The organism is Mesorhizobium sp. M0437, assembly GCF_040321335.1.
Classification (GTDB): Bacteria; Pseudomonadota; Alphaproteobacteria; order Rhizobiales; family Rhizobiaceae; genus Mesorhizobium.
The window spans coordinates 40495-62952 of record NZ_JAMYRK010000036.1; the positions used below are offsets into that span (position 1 = coordinate 40495).

The 22458-nt window shown below is 60.1% G+C and carries 22 protein-coding genes; 19 read left to right on the forward strand and 3 right to left on the reverse strand.

From position 1 onward, the window contains the following. Positions 1–112: 112 nt before the first annotated feature. The 17 genes from NKI72_RS21495 to NKI72_RS21575 all read left to right on the forward strand — a co-directional run bounded on the left by NKI72_RS21495 (position 113) and on the right by NKI72_RS21575 (position 16542). Positions 113–358, forward strand: a complete 246-nt coding sequence (locus tag NKI72_RS21495) for a NifU family protein (RefSeq protein WP_352850833.1) — start codon at positions 113–115, stop codon at positions 356–358. Next, positions 309–1526, forward strand: coding sequence for a cysteine desulfurase NifS (nifS, locus tag NKI72_RS21500; RefSeq protein ID WP_352850835.1), 1218 nt, complete (start codon positions 309–311; stop codon positions 1524–1526). The genes NKI72_RS21495 and nifS overlap by 50 nt, the downstream gene beginning before the upstream one ends. After that, positions 1523–2731, forward strand: coding sequence for a homocitrate synthase (nifV, locus tag NKI72_RS21505; RefSeq protein WP_352850837.1), 1209 nt, complete (start codon positions 1523–1525; stop codon positions 2729–2731). The genes nifS and nifV overlap by 4 nt, the downstream gene beginning before the upstream one ends. Next, a complete protein-coding gene (gene nifW, locus NKI72_RS21510; RefSeq protein ID WP_352850838.1) occupies positions 2728–3108 on the forward strand; it encodes a nitrogenase stabilizing/protective protein NifW in 381 nt (126 codons plus the stop codon). The genes nifV and nifW overlap by 4 nt, the downstream gene beginning before the upstream one ends. 178 nt (positions 3109–3286) lie before the next feature. Then, on the forward strand, positions 3287–4138 hold the full coding sequence (locus NKI72_RS21515; protein WP_352548223.1) for an electron transfer flavoprotein subunit beta/FixA family protein: 852 nt from the start codon (positions 3287–3289) through the stop codon (positions 4136–4138). Positions 4139–4156: 18 nt separating this feature from the next. Further along, positions 4157–5266, forward strand: a complete 1110-nt coding sequence (locus NKI72_RS21520; RefSeq protein WP_352548221.1) for an electron transfer flavoprotein subunit alpha/FixB family protein — start codon at positions 4157–4159, stop codon at positions 5264–5266. A 9-nt stretch (positions 5267–5275) separates the two neighbouring features. Next, positions 5276–6583 (forward strand): FAD-binding protein, encoded by a 1308-nt coding sequence (locus NKI72_RS21525; RefSeq protein ID WP_352548322.1) that lies wholly within the window; start codon positions 5276–5278, stop codon positions 6581–6583. A gap of 11 nt (positions 6584–6594) precedes the next feature. After that, positions 6595–6894 carry a ferredoxin family protein gene (locus NKI72_RS21530; RefSeq protein WP_023678245.1) on the forward strand — a complete coding sequence of 100 codons (300 nt, stop codon included), beginning with the start codon at positions 6595–6597 and terminating at the stop codon, positions 6892–6894. Between the two features lie 181 nt (positions 6895–7075). Continuing rightward, positions 7076–8839 carry a nif-specific transcriptional activator NifA gene (nifA, locus tag NKI72_RS21535; RefSeq protein ID WP_352548219.1) on the forward strand — a complete coding sequence of 588 codons (1764 nt, stop codon included), beginning with the start codon at positions 7076–7078 and terminating at the stop codon, positions 8837–8839. Between the two features lie 236 nt (positions 8840–9075). Further along, a complete protein-coding gene (gene nifB, locus NKI72_RS21540; RefSeq protein ID WP_352850840.1) occupies positions 9076–10554 on the forward strand; it encodes a nitrogenase cofactor biosynthesis protein NifB in 1479 nt (492 codons plus the stop codon). Positions 10555–10586: 32 nt separating this feature from the next. Next, entirely contained in the window at positions 10587–10781 is a 195-nt protein-coding gene (locus NKI72_RS21545) for a 4Fe-4S dicluster domain-containing protein (RefSeq protein WP_023678248.1), read from the forward strand. Between the two features lie 89 nt (positions 10782–10870). After that, positions 10871–11191 carry a nitrogen fixation protein NifZ gene (locus NKI72_RS21550; RefSeq protein WP_352833757.1) on the forward strand — a complete coding sequence of 107 codons (321 nt, stop codon included), beginning with the start codon at positions 10871–10873 and terminating at the stop codon, positions 11189–11191. Further along, positions 11188–11400, forward strand: a complete 213-nt coding sequence (gene nifT / locus NKI72_RS21555; RefSeq protein ID WP_352542071.1) for a putative nitrogen fixation protein NifT — start codon at positions 11188–11190, stop codon at positions 11398–11400. The genes NKI72_RS21550 and nifT overlap by 4 nt, the downstream gene beginning before the upstream one ends. A gap of 37 nt (positions 11401–11437) precedes the next feature. Further along, a complete protein-coding gene (locus NKI72_RS21560; protein WP_352772734.1) occupies positions 11438–12343 on the forward strand; it encodes an SIR2 family NAD-dependent protein deacylase in 906 nt (301 codons plus the stop codon). A gap of 72 nt (positions 12344–12415) precedes the next feature. After that, positions 12416–14284, forward strand: coding sequence for an ABC transporter ATP-binding protein (locus NKI72_RS21565; RefSeq protein ID WP_352850841.1), 1869 nt, complete (start codon positions 12416–12418; stop codon positions 14282–14284). Continuing rightward, on the forward strand, positions 14284–16179 hold the full coding sequence (locus NKI72_RS21570) for an ABC transporter ATP-binding protein (protein ID WP_352850842.1): 1896 nt from the start codon (positions 14284–14286) through the stop codon (positions 16177–16179). The genes NKI72_RS21565 and NKI72_RS21570 overlap by 1 nt, the downstream gene beginning before the upstream one ends. A gap of 159 nt (positions 16180–16338) precedes the next feature. Next, positions 16339–16542, forward strand: coding sequence for a hypothetical protein (locus NKI72_RS21575; RefSeq protein ID WP_352850843.1), 204 nt, complete (start codon positions 16339–16341; stop codon positions 16540–16542). 245 nt (positions 16543–16787) lie between these two features. Here the strand turns inward: NKI72_RS21575 and NKI72_RS21580 are convergent, their stop codons facing one another. The 3 genes from NKI72_RS21580 to nifA (NKI72_RS21590) form a co-directional block, all read right to left on the reverse strand. Next, the gene (locus tag NKI72_RS21580) at positions 16788–17828 is read right to left on the reverse strand and encodes an LLM class flavin-dependent oxidoreductase (RefSeq protein WP_352850845.1); all 1041 of its coding nucleotides are present in this window, start codon (positions 17826–17828) and stop codon (positions 16788–16790) included. Between the two features lie 91 nt (positions 17829–17919). Next, positions 17920–19059, reverse strand: coding sequence for a histidinol-phosphate transaminase (gene hisC, locus NKI72_RS21585; RefSeq protein WP_352850847.1), 1140 nt, complete (start codon positions 19057–19059; stop codon positions 17920–17922). A 235-nt stretch (positions 19060–19294) separates the two neighbouring features. Next, positions 19295–21067: a nif-specific transcriptional activator NifA gene (gene nifA, locus NKI72_RS21590; protein ID WP_502908982.1), complete on the reverse strand. Its 1773-nt coding sequence runs from the start codon at positions 21065–21067 to the stop codon at positions 19295–19297. 735 nt (positions 21068–21802) lie between these two features. Between nifA (NKI72_RS21590) and NKI72_RS21595 the strand changes: the two genes are divergently transcribed. Continuing rightward, positions 21803–22012, forward strand: coding sequence for a hypothetical protein (locus NKI72_RS21595; RefSeq protein ID WP_352850848.1), 210 nt, complete (start codon positions 21803–21805; stop codon positions 22010–22012). Between the two features lie 54 nt (positions 22013–22066). Further along, positions 22067–22458: cation:dicarboxylate symporter family transporter (locus NKI72_RS21600; RefSeq protein ID WP_352850850.1), on the forward strand; the 392-nt coding region annotated here is incomplete at its 3' end.

Consider the following 22458-nt stretch of genomic DNA (forward strand, 5'->3'; position numbering starts at 1 on the left):
CAGGTAGGATGCAAAGAACGTCGCCTCCCGAAACAGTTCGGTTCCTGGCACCCAAGCTGCTGGCGGCCAAATCGCGCCGCTGCGCCAAATTCGGCTTATCGATAACGTTGTCGTGTTCGGGTGTCCTTACCTGCGGGCTGACGGCGGCGACTGCGGACTTGCCCATGTCGACGCCGATCCGGTCTACGTCAAACTCTCGGGCGTCTGCGCCGGCGGCCAGTTCGGGCCCATCATCATCAACGGCATACGCCAGAGGCTCAATGAGGCGGTCGCGCGCTCGCGTCATTCCGGTCAACTGAGGATCGCACATGAAACCTGTCTACCTCGACAACAACGCAACCACACGGGTCGATCCTGAGGTCGTGCAAGCGATGTTGCCGTTCTTTAGGGATCAATTCGGCAACCCTTCGTCGGCGCACGCTCTTGGCGCCTCAGTCAGTGCGGCGGTGAGAAAGGCGCGGAGGCAGTTGCAAGCTCTGATCGGCGCGGAGTTCGACGATGAGATCACCTTCACCTCGGGTGGGACAGAAAGCGACAATGCAGCGCTTCTTTCGGCGCTCGAGGCGGCGCCCAACCGAACCGAGATCGTTACGTCCGCGGTCGAGCATCCCGCCGTGCTGACGCTCTGCGCGCATCTTGAGAAGACCCGCCGCGTCAAGGTGCACAGGATCCCGGTGGATTGCCGTGGCCGGCTCGACCTCGACGCCTATATGGCCGCCCTCACCCCACAGGTGGCAATCGTCTCGATAATGTGGGCGAACAATGAGACTGGTGTGATCTTCCCCGTCGCCAGGCTTGCCGAGTTGGCCAAGGAAGTGGGCGCCCTTTTCCATACCGATGCTGTGCAGGCGGTCGGCAAGCTTCCGATGGACCTGAAGTCGACCGCAATCGACATGCTGTCGCTCTCCGGCCACAAGCTGCACGGGCCGAAAGGGATCGGCGCGCTTTTCGTAAAACGTGGCGTCAATTTCCACTCGCTGATCAAGGGGGGCCACCAAGAACACAACCGGCGTGCTGGCACCGAGAATACGCCCGGCATAGTCGGGCTCGGCATGGCGGCCGAACTCGCCTTGAAATTCATGGACGACGAGACCACACGGGTAAAGTCGCTCCGCGACCGTTTAGAGGACGGAATTCTCCAGCGCATCCCAAGCACCTGTGTCACTGGTGATCCCCTGGAACGGTTGCCCAACACCGCAAACATCTCCTTCGAACATGTCGAAAGTGATGGAATTCCACTCCTCCTCAGCCGCGTGGGCATCGCGTGTTCCTCCGGCTCCGCCTGCACCTCCGGCTCTCTGGAACCGAGCCATGTCCTGAGCGCGATGAAAACGCCACACGCGGCAGTCCGCTTCTCCTTGGCGCGGGACAACGGCGAAACGGACGTCGACCGGGTGCTCGCGGTCATGCCGGCAATCGTGGAGAAGCTGCGTGGCTTTCCCAGTTCTGGGCCGGGTAAGCGAAGCTCCGAAGACGTTCAATCCGGTCTATGCCTGAGCGGCAGCAGAACAGGCTACCGTTCATGACCCGTCATGTCTTTCTCAACGATACGACCTTGCGCGATGGCGAGCAGGCGCCCGGCGTCGCCTTTACCACGACGGAAAAGCTGGAGATCGCCGAGTCTCTTGCGGCGGCCGGCGTCACAGAGATCGAGATCGGCACGCCGGTCATGGGCGCCGACGAGATCGAAACAATTCGCGCCGTGGTCGCGCGGTGTCTCCCGGTTCGGCTCATGGCCTGGTGCCGGATGACGTCGCTGGATCTCGATGCAGCGATCGAGAGCGGCGTCCACGCCGTCAATCTATCGCTGCCTGCGTCGGACATCCAACTTGCCGCCAAGCTCGGCCTCGATAAGGCGGGAGCGCTCCAGGTCATCGAACATATGGTGAGGCGCGCAGCCGCCGCCGGCTTCTTCGTCGCGGTGGGCTGCGAGGATGCCTCGCGGGCCAATCGGGATCATCTCGCCCGCGTCATCGAGACGGCTGCACGCGCCGGCGCAAGCCGCGTCAGGCTAGCCGACACAGTCGGCGTTCTCGACCCGTTTTCGACCTTCGAACTTGTCGCCCAGCTTGTGGCGCAGTCTCCAATCGACCTTGAATTTCATGCGCACAACGATCTCGGACTTGCTGCCGCCAACACGCTGGCCGCTATCCGCGCAGGCGCGCGCCATGCCTCCGTCACCGTCCTGGGGCTCGGCGAGCGTGCGGGCAATGCCGCACTGGAAGAGGTGGCCGCCGCGACGGCGGTCCTCGATGGCGCGGATACCGGCATCGAGCTGACCGCATTGCCCGACCTCGCCGCTCAGGTGGCTTGGGCCGCCCGCCGGCAGACCGCGGCCATTAAGCCGGTCGTCGGCGCCGATGTTTTCACGCACGAATCCGGCATTCACGTCGCAGGGCTGCTGAAGGACTCGCGTACTTATCAGGGGCTCGATCCGGCTCTCGTGGGCCGCTGCCGGCGTATCGTCATCGGCAAGCATTCCGGCGCCACTGCGATTGCCCATGTGCTGAGCGAAAGCGGTCGCGATCTCGACGCTGATCTGGCAGCCGCGATGGTGGCCCGCGTCCGGCGCGAGGCGGCCGAGACCAAATCGACCGTCACTGCAACTCAACTGGTCGAGCTCTACGATGGAATGTGCAGCGAGGCATCCGTCGCGGAGCTGTGCGGGTCCAGGTCAGCCGTGCGTGAGCGCACCGACACCACAGTTTTCCGACCAGGGAGAATGCAATGAATTGTTCCGCTGACAGCCGCCCCATCGACGTCACCGACATCCTCGCACGACTGAAGCGCCTGTCGGCTGCGGAGGAGTTCTTTGCAGTCCTTGGCGTCTCCTATGACCCGAAAGTGCTGAATGTCTCGCGGCTCCACATCATGAAGCGCGTGGGCCAATACCTTGCCGAAGAAGATTTCTCCGGTCTGCCCGACCAGGTGATTGCCGCGCGGGTGCGGGCGACGCTCGAAGGCGCTTACGAGGACTTCGCGATTTCCTCGCCGCTCACGCATCGGGTCTTCAAGGTGCTCAAAGACCACGATCCGAACAAACCTGCCACGCCGGGCCGCACCTTTGTCCCGTTCGACTCCGTACTGAAGCGGTTCGGACAGGAATGACCGCGACACGGGTTGCGACGCGACAATGTCGAGAAGCCGACAAATCCGGTCATCACCACGGCGCCCTCAGAAGCAACCAATCGCAGAGGGGGCACGCAAAACAGTTGGCACGAATGATGCAAACCAAGGAGATGAACCGCCAAGCCCGCATCCGGACAGGAGCCTGGAGAAACCGCCAATGCACATCGTAATCTGCATCAAGCAGGTGCCGGACTCGGCACAGATAAGGGTCCATCCGGTGACGAACACGATCATGCGCCAGGGTGTTCCGACTATCATCAACCCTTACGACCTGTTCGCCCTCGAAGAAGCCCTCAGACTGCGCGACTCCTATGGTGGCGAAGTCACCGTGCTCACTATGGGTCCGCCCATGGCAGAGGACGCGCTGCGCAAGGCGCTCGGTTACGGCGCCGACCGAGCGGTGCTCTTGACCGACCGCTATTTTGCCGGCTCCGACACGCTCGCGACCTCGTTCGCCCTTTCCCAGGCAATCGCGAAGGTTGGCGAGACGTTCGGCACGCCAGACCTCGTCTTCACCGGCAAGCAGACGATCGATGGCGACACCGCCCAGGTCGGGCCCGGCATCGCCAAGCGCCTCGGACTCCTGCAGTTGACCTATGTCGCGAAGATCGCCTCTATCGACCTTGCTGCGCGCGAGATCAAGGTTGAGCGCCGCTCCGAAGGCGGCACACAGATGCTGAAGAGCAGGCTACCTTGCCTGATCACCATGCTGGAAGGCACAAACGAGATCCGCCGGGGCTCGATCCAGGACGCCCTGTGCGCCGCGCGCAGCCAGGTCTTGAAATGGAGTGCGGCCGACGCCGGCATTGAGGATCTCACCAAATGCGGCCTGCGCGGTTCACCGACGGTCGTCAAGCGCGTTTTCGCCCCTCCTGCGCGGGCGGAAAAGGCGGCAAAAATCGACACCGCCGAGATGGCTTTGCGCGATGTCGCTGACGAACTCATCACGGCAATCTTCACCCGCCAGCCGGCATTGGAACATGAGCTCGCCTTCAACGGCGGCGCGTGAGAGGGCAAGGATCAGACGATGTCGAACGCGAACCGAGAAACCCCTCGCCCTGCCGCCGGCCGTGCCGGAATAAAGAAGGAGCTGCCCGCGCATTTCAAGGACTACCGGCACGTTTGGGTTTTCATCGAGCTCGAACGCGGTCAGGTCCATCCCGTATCATTCGAACTGCTCGGCGAAGGCCGCAAGTTAGCAGACAAGCTTCAGGTCCAGCTTGCGGGCGTCGTGCTTGGACCGCCGGGAGAGGCCATCGGGAACGCCGTTGCCGAAGCCTTCGCTTATGGTGCCGATCTGGTCTACATCGTCGAGGAGCCGCTGCTCGCCGACTACAGGAACGAGCCTTTCACCAAGGCGATGACGGATCTGGTCGATACCCACAAACCCGAGATCCTTCTTCTCGGTGCCACCACACTCGGCAGGGATCTTGCCGGCTCCGTGGCGACGACCTTGCAGACAGGGCTCACGGCCGACTGCACCGAACTCGATGTGGATACCGACGGTTCGCTCGCCGCCACCCGTCCGACTTTCGGCGGTTCCTTGTTGTGCACGATCTATACGCTCAATTTCCGCCCCCAGATGGCGACAGTGCGACCGAGGGTCATGCCCATGCCGCAGCGGGCGGATAAACCGGTTGGGCGTGTCATCCGGCACAAGCTCTCGGTAGCCGAGGACGAGATCGTTACCAAAATCCTCGGCTTCCTGCCGGATAGTCAGTCGGCAAAGGCAAATCTTGCCTATGCCGACGTCGTGGTTGCGGGAGGCCTCGGTCTAGGCGCGGCGGAGAACCTGCAGCTTGTGAAGAATCTCGCGCGGGCAATCGGCGCCGAGCATGGCTGTTCGCGCCCGTTGGTCCAGAAGAGCTGGATGCCAGCTGATCGGCAGATCGGCCAAACTGGCAAGACCATCCGGCCGAAGCTTTACATAGCGGCCGGGATTTCCGGCGCCGTCCAGCATCGGGTTGGCGTCGAGGGGGCGGATCTCATCGTGGCCATCAACACCGACCCGAACGCGCCGATTTTCGATTTCGCTCACCTCGGGATCGTCACCGACGCGATCCGCTTCCTGCCCGCACTGACGGAAGCCTTCACCCGGCGGCTGTCGCCCCACAGTCGCGATAAGCTTGCGAGCTAAGGGATGGACATGATTGAGGAACAATTCGACGCCATTGTTATTGGGGCCGGCATGTCCGGAAACGCAGCTGCTTACACCATGGCCAGCCACGGCCTGAAGGTGCTGCAGTTGGAGCGGGGTGAATATCCGGGCTCCAAGAATGTCCAGGGTGCCATCATGTACGCGAACATGCTGGAGAAGATCATCCCGGATTTCCGGGACGATGCGCCTCTCGAGCGGCATTTGGTTGAACAGCGGCTTTGGGTGATGGACGACACATCCCATACCGGGATTCACTATCGGTCGGACGACTTCAATGAGGCGAAGCCCAACCGCTACACGATCATCCGTGCCCAGTTCGATAAATGGTTTTCGCGTAAGGTGCGCGAGGCCGGCGCGACGGTTCTGTGCGAGACGACCGTGACGGAACTCATCCGTGACGCCAAGCACAGGGTGATCGGCGTCCGCACAGACCGGGCCGGCGGAGCCATCTACGCGGACGTGGTCGTCCTCGCAGAAGGTGTATGCGGACTGCTTGGCACGCGGGCCGGCCTGCGCGAGATGCCGAAGCCGCAAACCGTGGCGCTCGCCGTCAAGGAAATGCATTTCCTGCCCGAAGAGGTCATTGAGCAGCGGTTCGGCCTCAAAGGCGATGAAGGCTGCGTGATCGAGGCGGTGGGCACGACCTCCCGCAGCATGGCCGGGCTCGGCTTCCTCTACACCAACAAGGAGTCGATCTCACTGGGCATTGGCTGCCTCGTCTCCGATTTCGCCGCGATGGTCGAGAGCCCTTACGTCCTCCTCGACGCCTTAAAAACCCATCCTTCGATCCGGCCGCTGATCGCCGGCTCGGAAGTGAAAGAATATTCCGCGCATCTCATTCCCGAAGGCGGCTACAAGGCTATTCCGCAGCTCTTTGGCGACGGTTGGGTCGTGGTCGGCGATGCCGCGCAACTGAACAACGCCATTCACCGCGAGGGTTCGAACCTCGCCATGACCTCCGGCCGCATCGCGGCTGAGGCAATCATCGAGGTCAAGAGCCGCAACGATCCTATGACCAAACGGAATCTCGCCCTTTACAAAGCCATGCTGGACAAGTCCTTCGTGGTCAAGGACCTAAGGAAATACAAAGACATGCCGGCCTTGCTCCACACCAATTCCTGCAATTACTTCACGGCTTATCCGCGGTTGATGTCGCAAGCCGCGCAGAACTTCATGCGTGTCGACGGCACGCCGAAGATCGAGAAGGAAAAGGCGACCACGGCGGCCTTCATCAAGGCGCGCTCGCGCTGGGGGTTGGTCAGCGACGCGGTCCGCCTTGCATTGGCGTGGCGCTGAGGGGAGACGAAATGACGATCGCAGTGACGAAGTCACGTGTCGAGGACAAGCTTTACCAGAACCGCTACTTGGTGGATTCCGGCCGTCCGCATATCAAAGTGCGACCGCACGAGAGGCCAAGCGCGAACTTGCTCGCGCTGACCCACGTCTGCCCCGCGAAATGTTATGAGTTGAACGACAAAGGTCAGGTGGAGATCACTGCCGACGGCTGCATGGAGTGCGGCACCTGCCGGATTTTGTGCGAGACCAGTGGCGAGATCGAGTGGAACTATCCACGCGGCGGCTTCGGAGTCCTCTTCAAATTCGGATGAGGACGCACGCACCGTATCAAGCGGGTCAATCTTGGTACACCTGAGGTCGCGACCAACGCCAAGTCTATCTTTGCTTGAATTGCCGCGCCACGAAGAGAAGCTCGTCAATACTGTGCTTTCACAATTCAGACTCAGACACAAAAGGAGGAGCACTCTGGACGACAACCGCTGAGGTGTTTCCATGGCTCACGTACCGCAAGATCGGGTCGACGAGGTAGCACCTCGGGATACCCGCCCTGAACCGCCCATCAAAAGCATGCCCCAAGCAGATATCGCGCTCAGGGGACTCTACGAGATATCGAAGGTGCTGACCGCCCCCAGCGAGCTGGAGATTACGCTCGCCAATGTCGTGAACATCCTGCCTTCGTTTCTGCAGATGCGTCACGGAGCAATCGTCGTCCTGGACGCTGAAGGAGAGCCGGAGATTGCCGCAACTGCCGGCAATACCCACGCACCTCAATCAGGCACTCGCCGCGTCATACCACAGGCCATAACAGATCAAATCGTCGCTACGGGGACGCCGCTCTTCATACCGGACGTCCGCAAGTCCCAACTATTTCAGGCTGACCTTCAAACATCTTCGAGCAGCGGCACCATCCCAATTGCCTTTATCGGTATCCCGCTAAAGGCTGATCATAAAATCCTTGGGACATTGTCGATCGACCGCGCCGGAGACGGCGCCACCGACTTTCGCGACGACGAGGACACATACTTCCTGACGATGGTCGCCAACCTTGTCGGCCGGACGATCCGTCTCCATCGCATCCTGAGTACAGATCGTCAGCGGTCTGTCCATGAGCAATGCAGACCGGAGAAATCGCCCAACGAGGGGAGGACCTACGACCCTGCCCGGCATGCGGATGTCAAAATCGACGGGATCATCGGGGAAAGCCCCGCACTCAAGCAGGTGCTCGAAACCGTCTCGGTCGTAGCAGGGACCAATTCCACCGTGCTACTGCGGGGTGAAAGCGGCACCGGCAAGGAATTCTTTGCGCAAGCCATCCATAAGCTCTCACGTCGGAGGAAGAAGTCTTTCGTCAAATTGAACTGCGCCGCACTGTCTGAAAGCGTTCTGGAGTCAGAACTGTTTGGGCATGAAAAGGGCGCTTTCACGGGTGCTATCTCCCAGCGCGCCGGTCGTTTTGAATTGGCAAATGAGGGAACGCTGCTACTTGATGAAATCGGCGAGATTTCGCCGGCCTTTCAAGCCAAGCTGTTGCGTGTCTTGCAGGAAGGCGAGTTGGAGCGAGTCGGCGGCACCAAAACGCTACAGGTCGACGTGCGCCTCATATGCGCCACCAACAAGGACCTCGAGACGGCCGTCATAAAAGGGGAGTTCAGGGCCGACCTTTATTACCGCATCAATGTGGTGCCAATTATCCTGCCTCCGCTCAGAGAGCGACCCGGCGATATTCCACGCCTTGCGAACGCCTTCCTCAATCGATTCAACAAGGAGAACGATCGCGCACTCGCCTTCGCGCCGTCGGCGCTTGACCTGATCTCGCAATGCTACTTCCCTGGTAACGTCCGCGAGCTGGAGAACTGCGTCCAAAGGACGGCCACACTTGCGCGTTCAAGGACGATCACGCCATCCGATTTCGCCTGTAAGAAGAGCCAGTGCCTTTCCTGGCTCCTCTGGAAGCGAGCCGACCGCTCGAATGGCGGCAATACCATCGACGATCTCGCACGGGTCAACGCAGTGCCGGTCGGATTGCGGCTGCCGGCCAGTCGCATCGGTGCCTCCGCAGGCAACGTTTCTCCCCTTGCGGCCGGCGATCCAAACGATCCCGCTTGTCCCCCGCGTCTGACGGAACGCGATCGGCTGATCGACGCGATGGACAAGGCCGGTTGGGTTCAGGCCAGGGCGGCTCGTATCCTCGGCCTCACGCCGCGGCAAATCGGCTACGCGCTGCGCCGATATGGCATCGAGGTGAAGAAATTCTAGACGTCGTGATGACGTCAAACGTAAGCCCGAAGTAGTCTCCCTCACACCCTTCGCGCCCAAGGCTGGTAGCCTTCGCGACCCGATGCTTGTCCACTGTCGGAAGCCCGACAAAGGTGTGTCGGAGCAATCCGACGGAATCCGACACGAAAGCCAATTCGTGAACCAAAACCGCTCTTTGAGCTGGCATAGCTCTTGCGGTTTGAACTGCGACATTCACCCAGCAACGGAGCCGTTCGATGTCCGCACCGGCAATTTCGCTTGAGAGCCTCAGCACGACATTCGATGACCAGTTGCTTGCCACCGTGAAAGCCGGTGGCTGCGCGTCTTCGTCCTGCGGCTCGTCGATAAAGCCGGACGACACGGATCCGGCTGTCTGGGACAAGATCAAGGATCACCCCTGCTTTTCAGAAGAGGCGCATCACTATTTCGCGCGCATGCACGTCGCGGTGGCGCCCGGCTGCAATATCCAGTGCAACTACTGCAATCGCAAATATAACTGCGCCAACGAAAGCCGGCCTGGGGTGGTCTCCGAAAAGCTGACGCCCGACCAGGCGCTACGCAAGGTGATCGCGGTCGCCAACGAGGTGCCGCAGCTTTCCGTGCTCGGCATCGCCGGACCTGGCGATGCCTGTTACGACTGGAAAAAGACGAAGGCAACGTTCGAACGAGTCGCCAGGGAAATCGCAGACATCAAGTTTTGCATCTCCACGAATGGGCTCGCGCTGCCGGACCATGTCGATGAGCTTGCCGACATGAATGTCGATCACGTGACGATCACCATCAACATGGTCGACCCTGAGGTCGGTGCAAAGATCTATCCTTGGATCTTTTACGACCATCGCCGCTACGTCGGCATCGAAGCCGCCCGGATCCTGCACGAGCGGCAGATGTTGGGTCTGGAGATGCTGACCGCGCGCGGCATCCTCACCAAAATCAATTCGGTGATGATCCCCGGCGTGAACGATGAGCATCTGATCGAGGTGAATAGATGGGTTAAGGAGCGAGGCGCGTTCCTGCACAACCTCATGCCGCTGATTTCGGACCCGGCGCACGGCACGCACTACGGACTGAGCGGGCAACGCGGCCCAAACGCAATGGAGATGAAGGCTCTTCAGGATCGTGTCGAAGGCGGCGCCCAGTTGATGCGCCACTGCCGGCAGTGCCGGGCAGATGCCGTCGGCCTGCTCGGTGAGGATCGTGGCCAGGAATTCACAGTCGACCGAATTCCCGGCGAGGTCACCTATGATGCCAGCAATCGCAAGGCCTATCGGGAGCTGGTCGCGGAGGAGCGCCGTGATCACGTGGCGGCTAGGAGAGAAGCGATCGGATTGGTCAAGGCAGCGAGCCCCAGCAAGTCCCTTCTCTTCGCAGTGGCGACCAAGGGCGGCCGCCGCGTCAATGAACATTTCGGCCATGCGAAGGAATTCCAGGTTTACGAAGCATCGCCGAGAGGGATCAGCTTTGTCGGGCATCGCAAGGTCGAGCAGTATTGTCTCGGCGGCTGGGGCGGAGAAGCCGCCCTGGATGGCGTCATCGCTGCGCTTGAGGGCATAGATGTCGTGCTGTGCGCCAACATCGGAAACTGCCCGCAGGATCAGCTCGCCGACGCTGGAATCCAAGCCACCGACGCATATGCCCACGACTATATCGAGACCGCAATCAGCGCGATTTACGCGGCCGCGTCTGGGACCCCCGCACTCGCGGCGACGGCCTGAGCGCGTCTCATCCATTCGGACCAGGAGTTAAAATGGCTTTCAAGATCATCGCATCCCAATGCACCCAATGCGGCGCCTGCGAATTCGAGTGTCCCTCCGGCGCGATCAAGTTCAAAGGCGAGAGCTATGTGATCGAGCCGCAAAAGTGCACCGAGTGCGAGGGGGTCTTCGATGCGCAGCAATGTGCCTCGGTATGCCCGGTGCCGAAGACCTGCGTTCCTGCGTGACGAACATTGGGCTGCCGACATGGTCGGGGCTGCCTGCGCAGGACGCCTTGTTCACAATCTGCAGCCTCAAGGGAAATCAGGGAACGGACATGTCGCTCGGACGCGAAGAGGAGGTCGAAATCCGCAGGCCTCCACGATTCATGCAGGGAGAGCGGGTACGTGCCACTCGCCATATAAAAAATGACGGCACCTATCCTGGCAGGGAGATCGGCGAAAATCTCGTGCGGAAGGGCGACGAGGGATATGTGCGCGACATTGGCACCTTTCTCCAGCAGTTCTTCATCTATGCGGTCGAATGGGTCGACCGTGGCACCGTCGTCGGCATGCGAGCGCGTGAACTGATGAGCCTCGACAAGGCCGAGGCGCCCTGCAGTGCTGAAAGCAATACCAATGAAGGGACGGCCAGATGAAAGTCATGATCCGCAGGACCGAGGCTGGCTTGTCGGCGTATGTCCCGAAGAAGGACCTCGAAGAGCCGATCATCAAGCTCGAGAAGGAAGAGTTGTGGGGCGGAACTGTGACGCTCAGGAACGGGTGGCGGCTCCTCCTACCCGATCTTCCACGGGATACGCGTCTGCCGATCACCGTCGAGGCAAGGAAGGTTTCCGAACAGGACTGATGCTGCCCCTTGATAGGTGCGTCGCGAGGAAACGAGCATGAACACGATCCTGACATCGGGCCACCTCGTCATCGTGCGGGACAGTTTTGCCGAAAAGCTGCTTGACCTGGCGAAGGAAGCGCTCGCCGCCGATGAGGTGATCCCCTATCTCGGTCCGGGTCTTCTTGGGTTCAACTGTGCGGAACCGCCTGTGCCGCATACGCCGGAGGTCGTTGCCGCGGCACTCAATGCGCGGGCGCCAGCCCCTTCCAGGATCCGCACCAATATGTGGTCGGTTGCGCAGTTCATCGAACAGCGCCGGCATCGCCGGACGCTGCAAGCTTGGATGACCGACATATTCGCAGCGCCGGTGGCGCCGACCCTCCTCCACGCCTGGCTCGCAAGGCTGCCGCTCTCCCTCATCGTCGACAGCTGGTACGACGGCGCGATGCGCACGGCTCTCGTAGAGACCGGCCGAACGGACGTCGTTGAGATACAGGGCGTCACGCGGGCGAACGAAATCGGTAACATTTGGACGAAAACCTACGATTTGTCCGGGAGGGAACTCGACCCCCGATCGGGGGCCAAGACGGTTCTCTATACGCCTCACGGGAGTATTAGGCCGGCGCAAAACTTTCTCGTCGCAGATTCCGACTATGTCGAAGTTCTGACCGAAATCGATATCCAGACACCGATCCCAGACGTGGTGAAGGAACGGCGCATCACCCGTGGATTTTTCTTCGTTGGCTGCCGCTTCAACGATCAGATGCTGCGCACCTACGCCAGGCAGATCATGAAGCGCTCCCGAGGTCCATATTGCGCGGTAATGGACGCGGAAACGCTGACCAGAAACGAAGCGCGTTTCCTTGCGGCAAGCGGAATCACGGTGATCGACATGCCAGTAAGTGAAGCCGCGGCTCGGCTTATAGGAACGCGCCCTGCTGCAGGTGGTGGACAGGATTAACAATGGCGGGCCCCTTTGATGATTGGTCCTTCGCTTGCCTCGAAGGCGCAAAATGCAGTCGGGAATAGACCCGTGAGCAGTGATGCTATCGGCAGCGCAACGAACGCTCTGAATTCGTTGACCCATGTGGAAGCGGCGCGCTGGGGCCGGGATTTGAGTACGCTGTTGCGCATCACGCGTATGAATTTGCGGCATCCCTGGCAGGTCGCCTTCGCTATGGGCTCGACGGTCCTGGCGGCAATCCTCCAGTTGCTCATTCCCCAGCTTCTCGGCCGGGCCGTCGACCTGACCCAGACAGCCATCGGGGGCGGTGTCGCGGGGACCGCGGCAGGACAAGCGCTCTGGATCCCGGCTCTCCTGCTGCTCGCCGTCAGCGCGCTACGCGGCCTTTTCACGATGGCGCAGAACTATTTTGCCGAAGCCGTCGGGCATCATGTCGCGTACGAACTGCGGCTCGCCTACTACGACAAGATCCAGCGTCTCAGCTTTTCCTTTCACGACCGGGTCCATTCAGGCGATCTGATCACCATCGGAATGCTCGATCTCCAAGGCGTGCGGATGTATTTTTCCACCGCGCTCGTTCGCGTGCTCCTGCTCACCATGCTGATCGGGATCGGCGCCTACATGATGATCTCGACCGATCCCATGCTCGGCCTGGTCGCGCTGAGCTTCGTGCCTTTTGTCGCCTGGCGCTCATCGGCCACACAGCTTAGGCTGCGCGCCACCTGGCTCGACCTGCATGAGCGGCTTTCAGTACTAAGCCGCGTGATGGAGGAAAATCTCGCAGGCATCCGCGTGGTCCGCGCTTTTGCGGCTCAAGCCTATGAGATGCTGAAGTTCGACGGCGCTTCCAAGAACGCGCTCGACCTCGCCCACGACCGAGTTGACATCTACGTGCCCAGCACGTCGGCGATGACCTTGTCCTTCTTTTTCGCAATGGGATTGGTGCTCTGGATCGGTGGCAGCAAGCTCGTCGCTGGCGAGATAAGCGTCGGAACGGTGGCGACCTTCCTGACCTTCATGACAATCCTGCAAATGCCAGTCCGCCAGATCGGCCTCATGGTCAATGCCTTTGCCCGCGCTTCTAGCTGCGGTTCGCGGCTTTTCGGTCTCCTCGACCAGGAGATCACAATCAGGGATGCTCTCGAGGCCAGACCGCTCGAGATAAGCGACGGCACTCTGCGCTTCCACAATGTCTCGTTTGCGTACCCCAGCGCCGAAAACCGCGCCATTCTGAAGAACGTCAGCTTTGAGGCCCGTAGAGGCGAGACGATCGCGATCGTCGGTCCGCCGGGTTCGGGCAAATCGACGATAGCTCATCTGGTCCCCCGCTTTTATGACGTGACCGGTGGCGCCATCACGCTGGACGGCCAGGACATACGCAATGTCACCCTCGCGACGCTTCGCAAGGCGGTCGCCGTCGTACAGCAGGATGCATTCCTATTCACCACTACGATCGAGAACAACATCGCTTATGGCGATCCCTGGGCGAAGAGACAGCGAATCGAACGCGCTGGCGAATTCGCCCAGCTCCACAACTACATCCTCGGGCTCCCAGCGGGCTACGAGACGGTCGTGGGCGAACGCGGCGTCTCTCTCTCTGGCGGCCAGCGCCAGCGTCTCACGATTGCTCGCACCATGATGCTGCGCCCCTCCGTCGTCGTTTTCGACGACTCAACGGCCGCGATCGATGCCGGCACCGAGCAGCGCATCCGCGCTGCGATGCGGCGCTTCGCCAAGGATCGGGTGACGATCATCATCGCGCACCGGCTGAGTGCGCTTGTGCATGCCGATCAGATCCTTTTTGTCGATAACGGCGAAATCGTAGAACGCGGCAGGCACCAAGAGCTTTTGGCGAAGCGGGGACGCTACAGGGCCCTTTACGATCTCCAGACGCGCCCGGGTGATGACAATATGAGCCAGTATGGGGGCGCCCGCTGATGGCGCAGGGCCGCGCCGGCGAAGTCGAAGCCGAACGTGACGACGGTAGACGCCCTCCGCGCGCGGTTGTCGGCTCGCACCGCATCGAGGAGGAGATGTTCGGCCGGGCTTTCGACAAGAGCATCCTCCGGCGCATCTGGGCTTTCGTCCGTCCCTATCGGGCCAGGGTAGTCATCACGATTGCAGCAATGCTGATCTTCACCGGGACGCAGCTTCTCATCCCGTTGATCATCCGCTACGCGCTCGACCAGGGCATGAACCCGGCAAGGACCGATCGCTCAGCCCAGCTCGCGGCCGTCGGCGCGTTCGTTTTGGCGATTTTGGTCAATTTCGCTGCCGGCTACATGCAGGAAACCGTGGTTGGGAAAGTGGCCGAAACTGTCCTGTTCGACATCCGCCGCGCCATGTTTGGCCATCTGCAGAAGGTTTCGCTCTCCTTCATGGACAAGACCGAGGTCGGACGCCTCATGTCGCGCCTGCAAGGCGACGTCAACTCCATACAGGAATTCCTCGAAACCTCGGTATATTCCGTAGGCGATGTTGCGCTTCTCTTCGGCATCGTTTTCGTAATGCTGTGGCTCGACTTCCGCCTCGGCCTCCTGACGCTCTCGGTTCTGCCGGTCCTGGTGATCGTCCGCATTGTCTGGCTGCCGCGGGCCCGCGACGCCTTCATGGCCGCACACGAGACTAATTCCGTCGTCAACGGCGCGCTGGCCGAAGCCATTCACGGCGTGCGCACCGTCCAGTCAATGGACCGCCAGCAGGTGAATTTCATCCTTTTTGACGACAAGGCCCATGCCAACCTCAGGACCCACCTGATCGCTGCCAAATATGCACTGGTCATGGTGCCTATCGTCGATGGCCTCACCGGCCTCGCCATGGCCGCCGTTATTGTGGTCGGCGGCTCGATGGTCATGAATGGCCGCATAGATGTGGGCGTATTGGTTGCCTACCTATTTTACATCCAGCGCTTCTTTGACCCGATCCGCTCACTCACCCTGCAATATTCGGTCATGCAGCGCGCCATGGCCTCAGGCAAGCGCCTGACCGATGTGCTCGACGTCAAGATCGATGTTCAGGACAAACCCAATGCCGAGGTGCTTTCGCCCGAAATGGACGGCTCGGTCGAGTTCAGGGACGTCACCTTCGGCTACAATCCGAACCGTTCGGTGCTGAAAAATGTCTCCTTCCGGGTCAATCCCGGCGAGACGGTCGCACTGGTCGGGCCGAGCGGTTCTGGCAAATCGAGCGCGATGGCCCTGGTCCACCGCTTCTATGATGTTCAGCAGGGCCAAGTGCTGGTCGGCGGACATGATGTGCGCGATCTCACCCAGGAATCGCTCGGCCGCCAGGTCGCCATGGTGCTGCAGGAGCCGTTCCTGTTCACCGGGACGGTCTTCGAGAACATTCGATACCACAAGACGGAAGCCACGCGCGACAAGGTGATCGAGGCCGCCAAGGCGGTCGGCGCCCACGACTTCATAATGACCCTCGCCGACGGGTATGAGACCCAACTTGGCGAACGCGGCGACAACTTATCTCTCGGCCAGCGCCAGCTTATCAGTTTCGCCCGCGCCCTCGTCGCCGACGCCAAGATCCTCGTGCTCGACGAAGCTACCGCCAACATCGACAGCTACACGGAAATGCAGATTCAGAAGGCTCTGATAAAGCTGCTTGAAGGGCGCACTGGCCTCGTCATCGCCCACCGTCTTGCCACGATCCGGGGTGCCGACCGCATCATCGTGCTTCAGAATGGCCAAGTTATTGCGACTGGCAACCACGATCAGCTAATAGCCATGGGGGGCCTGTATTCCAAACTCTACAATCTCAACTACGCCTCCTTTGACGATATTCCAGAACACGATACGACCGTACAAGCCGGCTCCCAGACCTGACGTCTTGGCGGCCTTGTGGTACTGACATTGACTTCGGGCGTGCCGGCGGACACTCAGGCCGCCGCAGACGAGGAAGCAGGCAGCATTCATGCAAAGCACTCGCGCGGATCGTGAAGACCGGCTGCGAACGATTTCCTCCAGCGTCGTTATCCGACCGCGGTGCACGCCGCGACATCGGGCGAACTCGCTCCAGGTGGTGTCGCTCGGCGTAGCAAAGCCGCTCGCGAGCGCGCCCTCAACAGCGCCGTAGCGAGTGACGGCTTTGCTACCGCCGAGCCGCTGATGAAGCTGGATGCGGGAGCCGCCACCGGCGCCGCCCCGGTCGAGAAGAACCTCTTGCGGCGGGCTATGGGCACCGACTAGCGCGAGCGCGACGAGCAGATGCGTGCCGGCATCGTGACGCGCTCGGCCATCATCTCCTTAGGATCGTGCAGTCTCACACCGTGCCCAGATGCCGGCCAACGCACAAACCTGGTAATCTGTGCCGCCGGCTCCTCGTCAGTTTGGCCTCCCTCACGATTTCCCAATCCCCACCACGTGCACGCTCGAGCAATGTGAGGGAGCGCAGTTACAACGATTTACCTTCGGATCAGACCGCGAATTTCATGTCAGCCAAGTCGAGCCATGATTTCGGATTGAATGGTCGTCGCGGTGTATAGGGAAGCATCTAGCGGCAGATTCCCAAATGCCAGTTGACAAAGAAGGTAGTTAGCACCTGCCTCTTCCAACTGACTGAGCAGAGCTTCTCGCACAGACGCTGCTGATCCTACCACGCACAATTCACTCTCGACTGCCGCATCGAAGGTCAGCGGCAGGTTGGGTGGAGTGGGGATAGCGTTAAGCTCGTAAAGGAATTGGAAGCTCTTGAGCCATCGTTCGTAAGCAGGTGCCGCGAGCGAATAGGCATGTGTGTCACAACGCCCAACCACGACCATGCGGAGCAATCCAATAAATGGCGCTCGATCGCCCGCGCCAGTGTTGTCCTCTTGATAGGCGCGGAACGCATCAGTAGTTTTGCGAACAGAAGAGGAAGGTCCTACACACGCGATATTTGCTCCATTCGCAGCGGCCCAGGCTGCGGACTCGGATCGATTGGCGGCGACCCATGTCGGCGGATGTGGACGCTGATGAGGTCTTAGCGTCAAAGGAACGTCATTGAGCTCAAAATGGCGGCCTTGATAGCACAGCGTGCCAACCTTCATGGCATTAACAAGTATTTCAACAAGAATTTCGCTGGCTTCCGCATAGCGGCCCGGCACCGCGTCCGCACCAATCCCGAAGTAACCCAATTCGATCGGGAGAGCACCGCGCCCTATGCCCAGTTCGAGCCTGCCACCGCTCAACTGGTCCAGCATACAGATCTCTTCGAACGCACGCAGCGGATGATAAAGCGCAAGCAGCATCACCAAGGGTCCGAGACGCAGGCGCCGGGTGCGCTGGGCGACGCTCGATAAGAACAGATTCGGCGATGGACCTCTCCCATGGGGGGTACAGTGGTGCTCTGCGAGATGATAGGCATAGAACCCTAGCTGATCGCACGCCTCTGCTAATATCAGGCGATCTTCGTACTGCCGGGCGATATCGAGGCCGTCCTCGTCCAGATGATCGAAGATGCCGAAGGCTAGGTTTGAAGGAAAGACGTTTGTCACTCGATATTGTCCCCGATTTTAAAGAAAAATGTTGTCGTGCTTGGGTGACCAAGCAAGTCTAAAGATAGCAATGTGTGATATCGGATTAGCGTCAGCGTACCGAACGAGCAGAGCCTGACGCTCCCCTGCCTGTGGTGCTTGGTATGCTTAAGCTTCCAACTATATCGCGAGCGGCAGCAAGAAATGCATCCAATTGCTCTTTTGTGCCGATGCTGACGCGGATGCAATGTTCCAAACCATTGTCCGGAAAGTAGGCAACGAGTATCTTTTGCCTTTCCAAGGCTGCTTGCCACCATGAGCCGTCCTGTCCCGCTGGCACACGGGCTAGCAAGAAATTTGCGTGGGAGGGCGTTACGGAAAATCCAAGTTGCGACAGTGCGGCTGTCACTCGCTGTCGTTCATGTCTGATGTGCTTGTGGTTCTCTGCGTAGGCGCCGCGATGCGCAAGCACGCTGATACCAACCGCATGCCCGATCACGTTCATGTTGAAGACGTTCTGGATGTTGCGCAGCCTGCCAATAATCTCAGGGTGACCGAAACCGAAACCGACGCGAATGCCAGCGGCGGCATAGCTCTTCGAAAATGTTCTCAAGATCAGAAGGTTCGAATAACGGTTGATGAGGCGCAGCCCGTGATCGGGTGCAAAGTCGACATAGGCCTCATCAAGGACGACCAGGCGATCCGATTGTGCCACGAGGCGTTCGATATTGCTTATCGAGAGGAATGTTCCGGTCGGATTGTTTGGATTGGCCACCAGAATGAACTTGGCGTCTTTTGCCGGACCGGAAAGCAATTGCTCCATTGGCAGCGAATGAGTTTGACATCCGATCTCGAGAAACTCAGCACCATGCAACATGGCAAGTTTGCGGTTGAACGAAAACCCTGGCGATATCATCGCCACCTTGTCGCCAGGGGCGAGGAAAGCTCTGTAGATGAGTCCGAGCAGTTCAGACGACCCGTTGCCTGCGATGACCTGATCCGTGGATACCCCATAGGTATTGGACGCTGCTTCCCTCAAGCTGATGTTATCGTCGTCCGGATACAGATACTGGCGATTGAGGGCCGCCACTGCACTTTGCATTATGATTGGCGGCAACGGAAACGGGTTCTCATTCGTATTCAGCTTGACAAAACTTTTGTCCGGCGCTGGTCCGTTGGACGGCAGAGCATCTAACTGTCGCGTCCCTTGCGGAAGAGACGAAAGCACAGCTTGCAGTTTTGCATCGGACATATTTTATCTCCGTTTCAGTCGCACAGGTTCATCCGTATGAGCTCGCAACGAGAGCAACATGGCGGACGGATTGACGATGGCAGCGTCGCCTTTCACAAGATGGTCGCAACGCCGGCTGCCACGGGAATTCGGCCAGGCTGTCCTCGGTCGGATCGACTTGACGCGGACGCGGATCTGCATCCCTGCGCGGGCCAAGCCGCTAAGCGGTCTCAGCTAATCCGCCTGAGTCATGCTTTCACAGACGCTTGACCTCGATGCCGTATTTCCTCAGCACGTAGCCAATCTGGCGCGGGGTCAGTCCAAGCAGGCGCGCCGCCTTTGCCTGTACCCAGCCACATCTTTCCATGGCAGCAATAACGCGCTCGGCGTCGGTGGTCCTCGCGCCCAATGAGTGGGTTGCTCCGGCAAGCGGGACTGTGGTGGCGGCCGAACGAGCGGCCGTATCCGGAGGCGTGGCCGGATTCACTGCCTCTGGCAGGATTGGCGCTGGTTGCAGCGCGGCCTTGCCCGATCTGCTCTTCCGCAGCGCCTCGGCAAAGCATTGGTCGTGGGAGCACGCAAAGTCGTTTCTCCCGATTGATAGTCCCTCCGCCAGGATCGCTGTCCGGTGCACGCAATTTTCAAGCTCGCGAATGTTGCCGGGAAATTCACATTTCATCAGTACTTCAATCGCACGCGGATCGAAGGTCAGCGTACGGCCGTTCTCATCGTTGAAATTCTTGAGAAACTCAGCTGCGAGGAGCGGAATATCGCTGCGCCTTTGGCGTAATGCCGGCACCAGCAAGGGAACCACGTTGATGCGATAATATAGGTCGGCGCGGAACTCATTCCTTGCAACCGCCTCTTCAAGGTTCCTGTTCGTGGCGGCAATCACGCGAACGTCGACCTTGATGGTCTGGTTGCTGCCGACGCGCTCAAACTCCTGCTCCTGCAGCACGCGCAGTAGCTTTGCCTGGAAGGAGGCCGAGATCTCGCCGATCTCATCCAGAAACAACGTCCCCTTGTCGGCGAGCTCAAAGCGACCCTTGCGGGAATTGAACGCGCTTGTGAAGGCACCCTTCTCATGACCGAACAATTCGGATTCCAGGACTGTCTCTGGCAGCGCTGCACAATTGAGTTTGATGAAGGGCCGCTTGGCGCGCGGCGACAACTCGTGAATTGCCTTCGCGACCAGCTCCTTCCCGGTACCGGATTCGCCTCGCAACAGAACCGTGGTCTTTGCCTTAGCTACCACTGCGATCTTCTCGAGCAGCGCGCTTAGCGCCGGACTGTCGCCAATCATTCCCTTGACGTGAACCTTCTTGCGCTGCGGTGCAGGGTGCTTGACATCAGAGAATTGCGTTTGCAGCCGATCTTCCACCTCCGTCGGTCGTTCGCGGTCGCCCGCGGAGAAGCGGTGCAACTTGACTGTCTGTCCCACCATGTTGGCTATCATGGTGAGCAGCCGGACATCATAATCGAGCCGATACGTTGACCTGCTGTCCAAGGCGCGGTCGATAGTCAGCGTGCCTACGGCGTTCCCATCAACACGAATGGGAACGCCGATGAAGGACACGGTGTCGGAGGCCCCAAGCACCTCTATGTCAGCGGCAGTGAAGGCCGAATGCACCGCTATGTTCTCGGCGACGAGCGGCGTGTCCGTCGTCACAATCAGATCGATTGCCTTGCGCGGCAGGCGCATCCGGGAGCGCTCATCGCTGTTCTCGTCGCAGCCGGTGACTACGGTGATGTCCAGTACGCCCTCAGCGTCGAAGAGAGCGATGATGCCGTGCCGCATCTGCACAAACGAGGGCAGGAGATCGACGACCTTGGCCAACGTGACTTCGAGCCGGGCGGGGTCGGTGAGTACTTTCGATATTTCGAAGATGCCGGTAAGCGCGTGCTCGTGCCATGGCACAAAAGGGACCGCGGTGTTCATCTCGGACTTTGGGTAAGCCCTTTTCGCATCCGGAAGCGAAATGCGGCACTCGCTGGCATTTTGTTCTGATTTGGGAATGTTGTGGTGCATATGATCCTCGATCTCGCGCCATGAAATGCATGCCGGCGGCATGTGCGCCCGCGACGTCGCGGGCAAGCGCGAAAATGCTCTGACGTGAACTCGTGCCACCGCCGTGTGGTCGAGTGCAAAGCGGGTCGACCCCTGACGCATCGCTTGGCTCTCCCTCCACGAAGCTTGGCCACGTTCTCGGCTTGCACGGGGGCAACCACACGTTGATTTTCAAAAGACTGGAGCGAGGCGGGATAGTCAATCGAGCTTTCTTTCATTCGTGAAAGAAAACCTCGCGGCCTATGATAGAATTCATCAGTTCTAATTTTTGTCGGCGATGTTGAACGACAGAAATACGGCGCCGGCGATGCGGTGCCCGAGCGGCTGACCGCGCCGAGTTGCCGGGCCGTGCCAGTCACCAGCGCCTGCGAACCAGAGGCGGGAGCGATAATCACTGCCGACGACACTGGTCGGTCGCGGCAACCACCATTTCCTCGATATTGATGACGCAGATAAGGCGGCGGCGTCGCGTGTGTAGGCGCGAAGGTGGCGGTCGAGCGCGGCTTTCTCGGCGGTGCTCGGAACTTCTGAACCGCATCGTCGCGGTCAGCACCAGCGGCGTCAATCCCTACGTCTCGACGTCGCTTTCAAGCTGTCGCTGCAGCGGCAGCGCGGCAAAGAACACGGCAATTCTCCGCTCTGGTGCCAGCGATGCGGCCCTTCCCAAAGTCGGCAAACCGAGGAGCCCACCACGATGTGCAGCAAAACGGCAAGCCAGAGAGATCGACCGGCAATCTGCCGGAGAACATCAAGCGCGTGCTGGACGGCGGCCTTGTCATTCCCGTCTTGTGCCACCGCATTCATCCCATCATTGGCGAGCCCAACGTCAGTTCAGGTCATGCGGATCTATTTGGCATGGGTATTGCGGCGGCGTTGGTGCAGCGTTCGACCGGAGCGCCGCGATAGGGAGAAGCCCGGGAGAAGTCACGCCACCTCGATCCGGTCAGGGAGAGAGAAACAGTGTCAGCTGCACAAGTCCGCGGCGCGAGTCCCGCGCCCCGCAAACCCTTCTATGCCAAGCTTTACGCGCAGGTGCTTGCCGCCATCGCCCTCGGCGTCGCAATTGGCTATTTCTATCCGGGAACCGGCGAGAGCCTGAAGCCGCTGGGTGATGCCTTCATCAAGCTGGTCAAGATGATCATCGCGCCTGTCATCTTCCTGACAATTGCGACCGGCATTGCCGGCATGAACGATCTTCACAAGGTCGGCCGGGTCGCCGGCAAGGCAATGGTCTATTTCCTCACCTTCTCGACGCTCGCGCTGATCGTCGGCCTGATCGTCGCCAATGTCGTCCAGCCTGGCGCCGGCCTCAACATCGATCCGGCCTCGCTCGATGTCCAGGCCGTGAATAC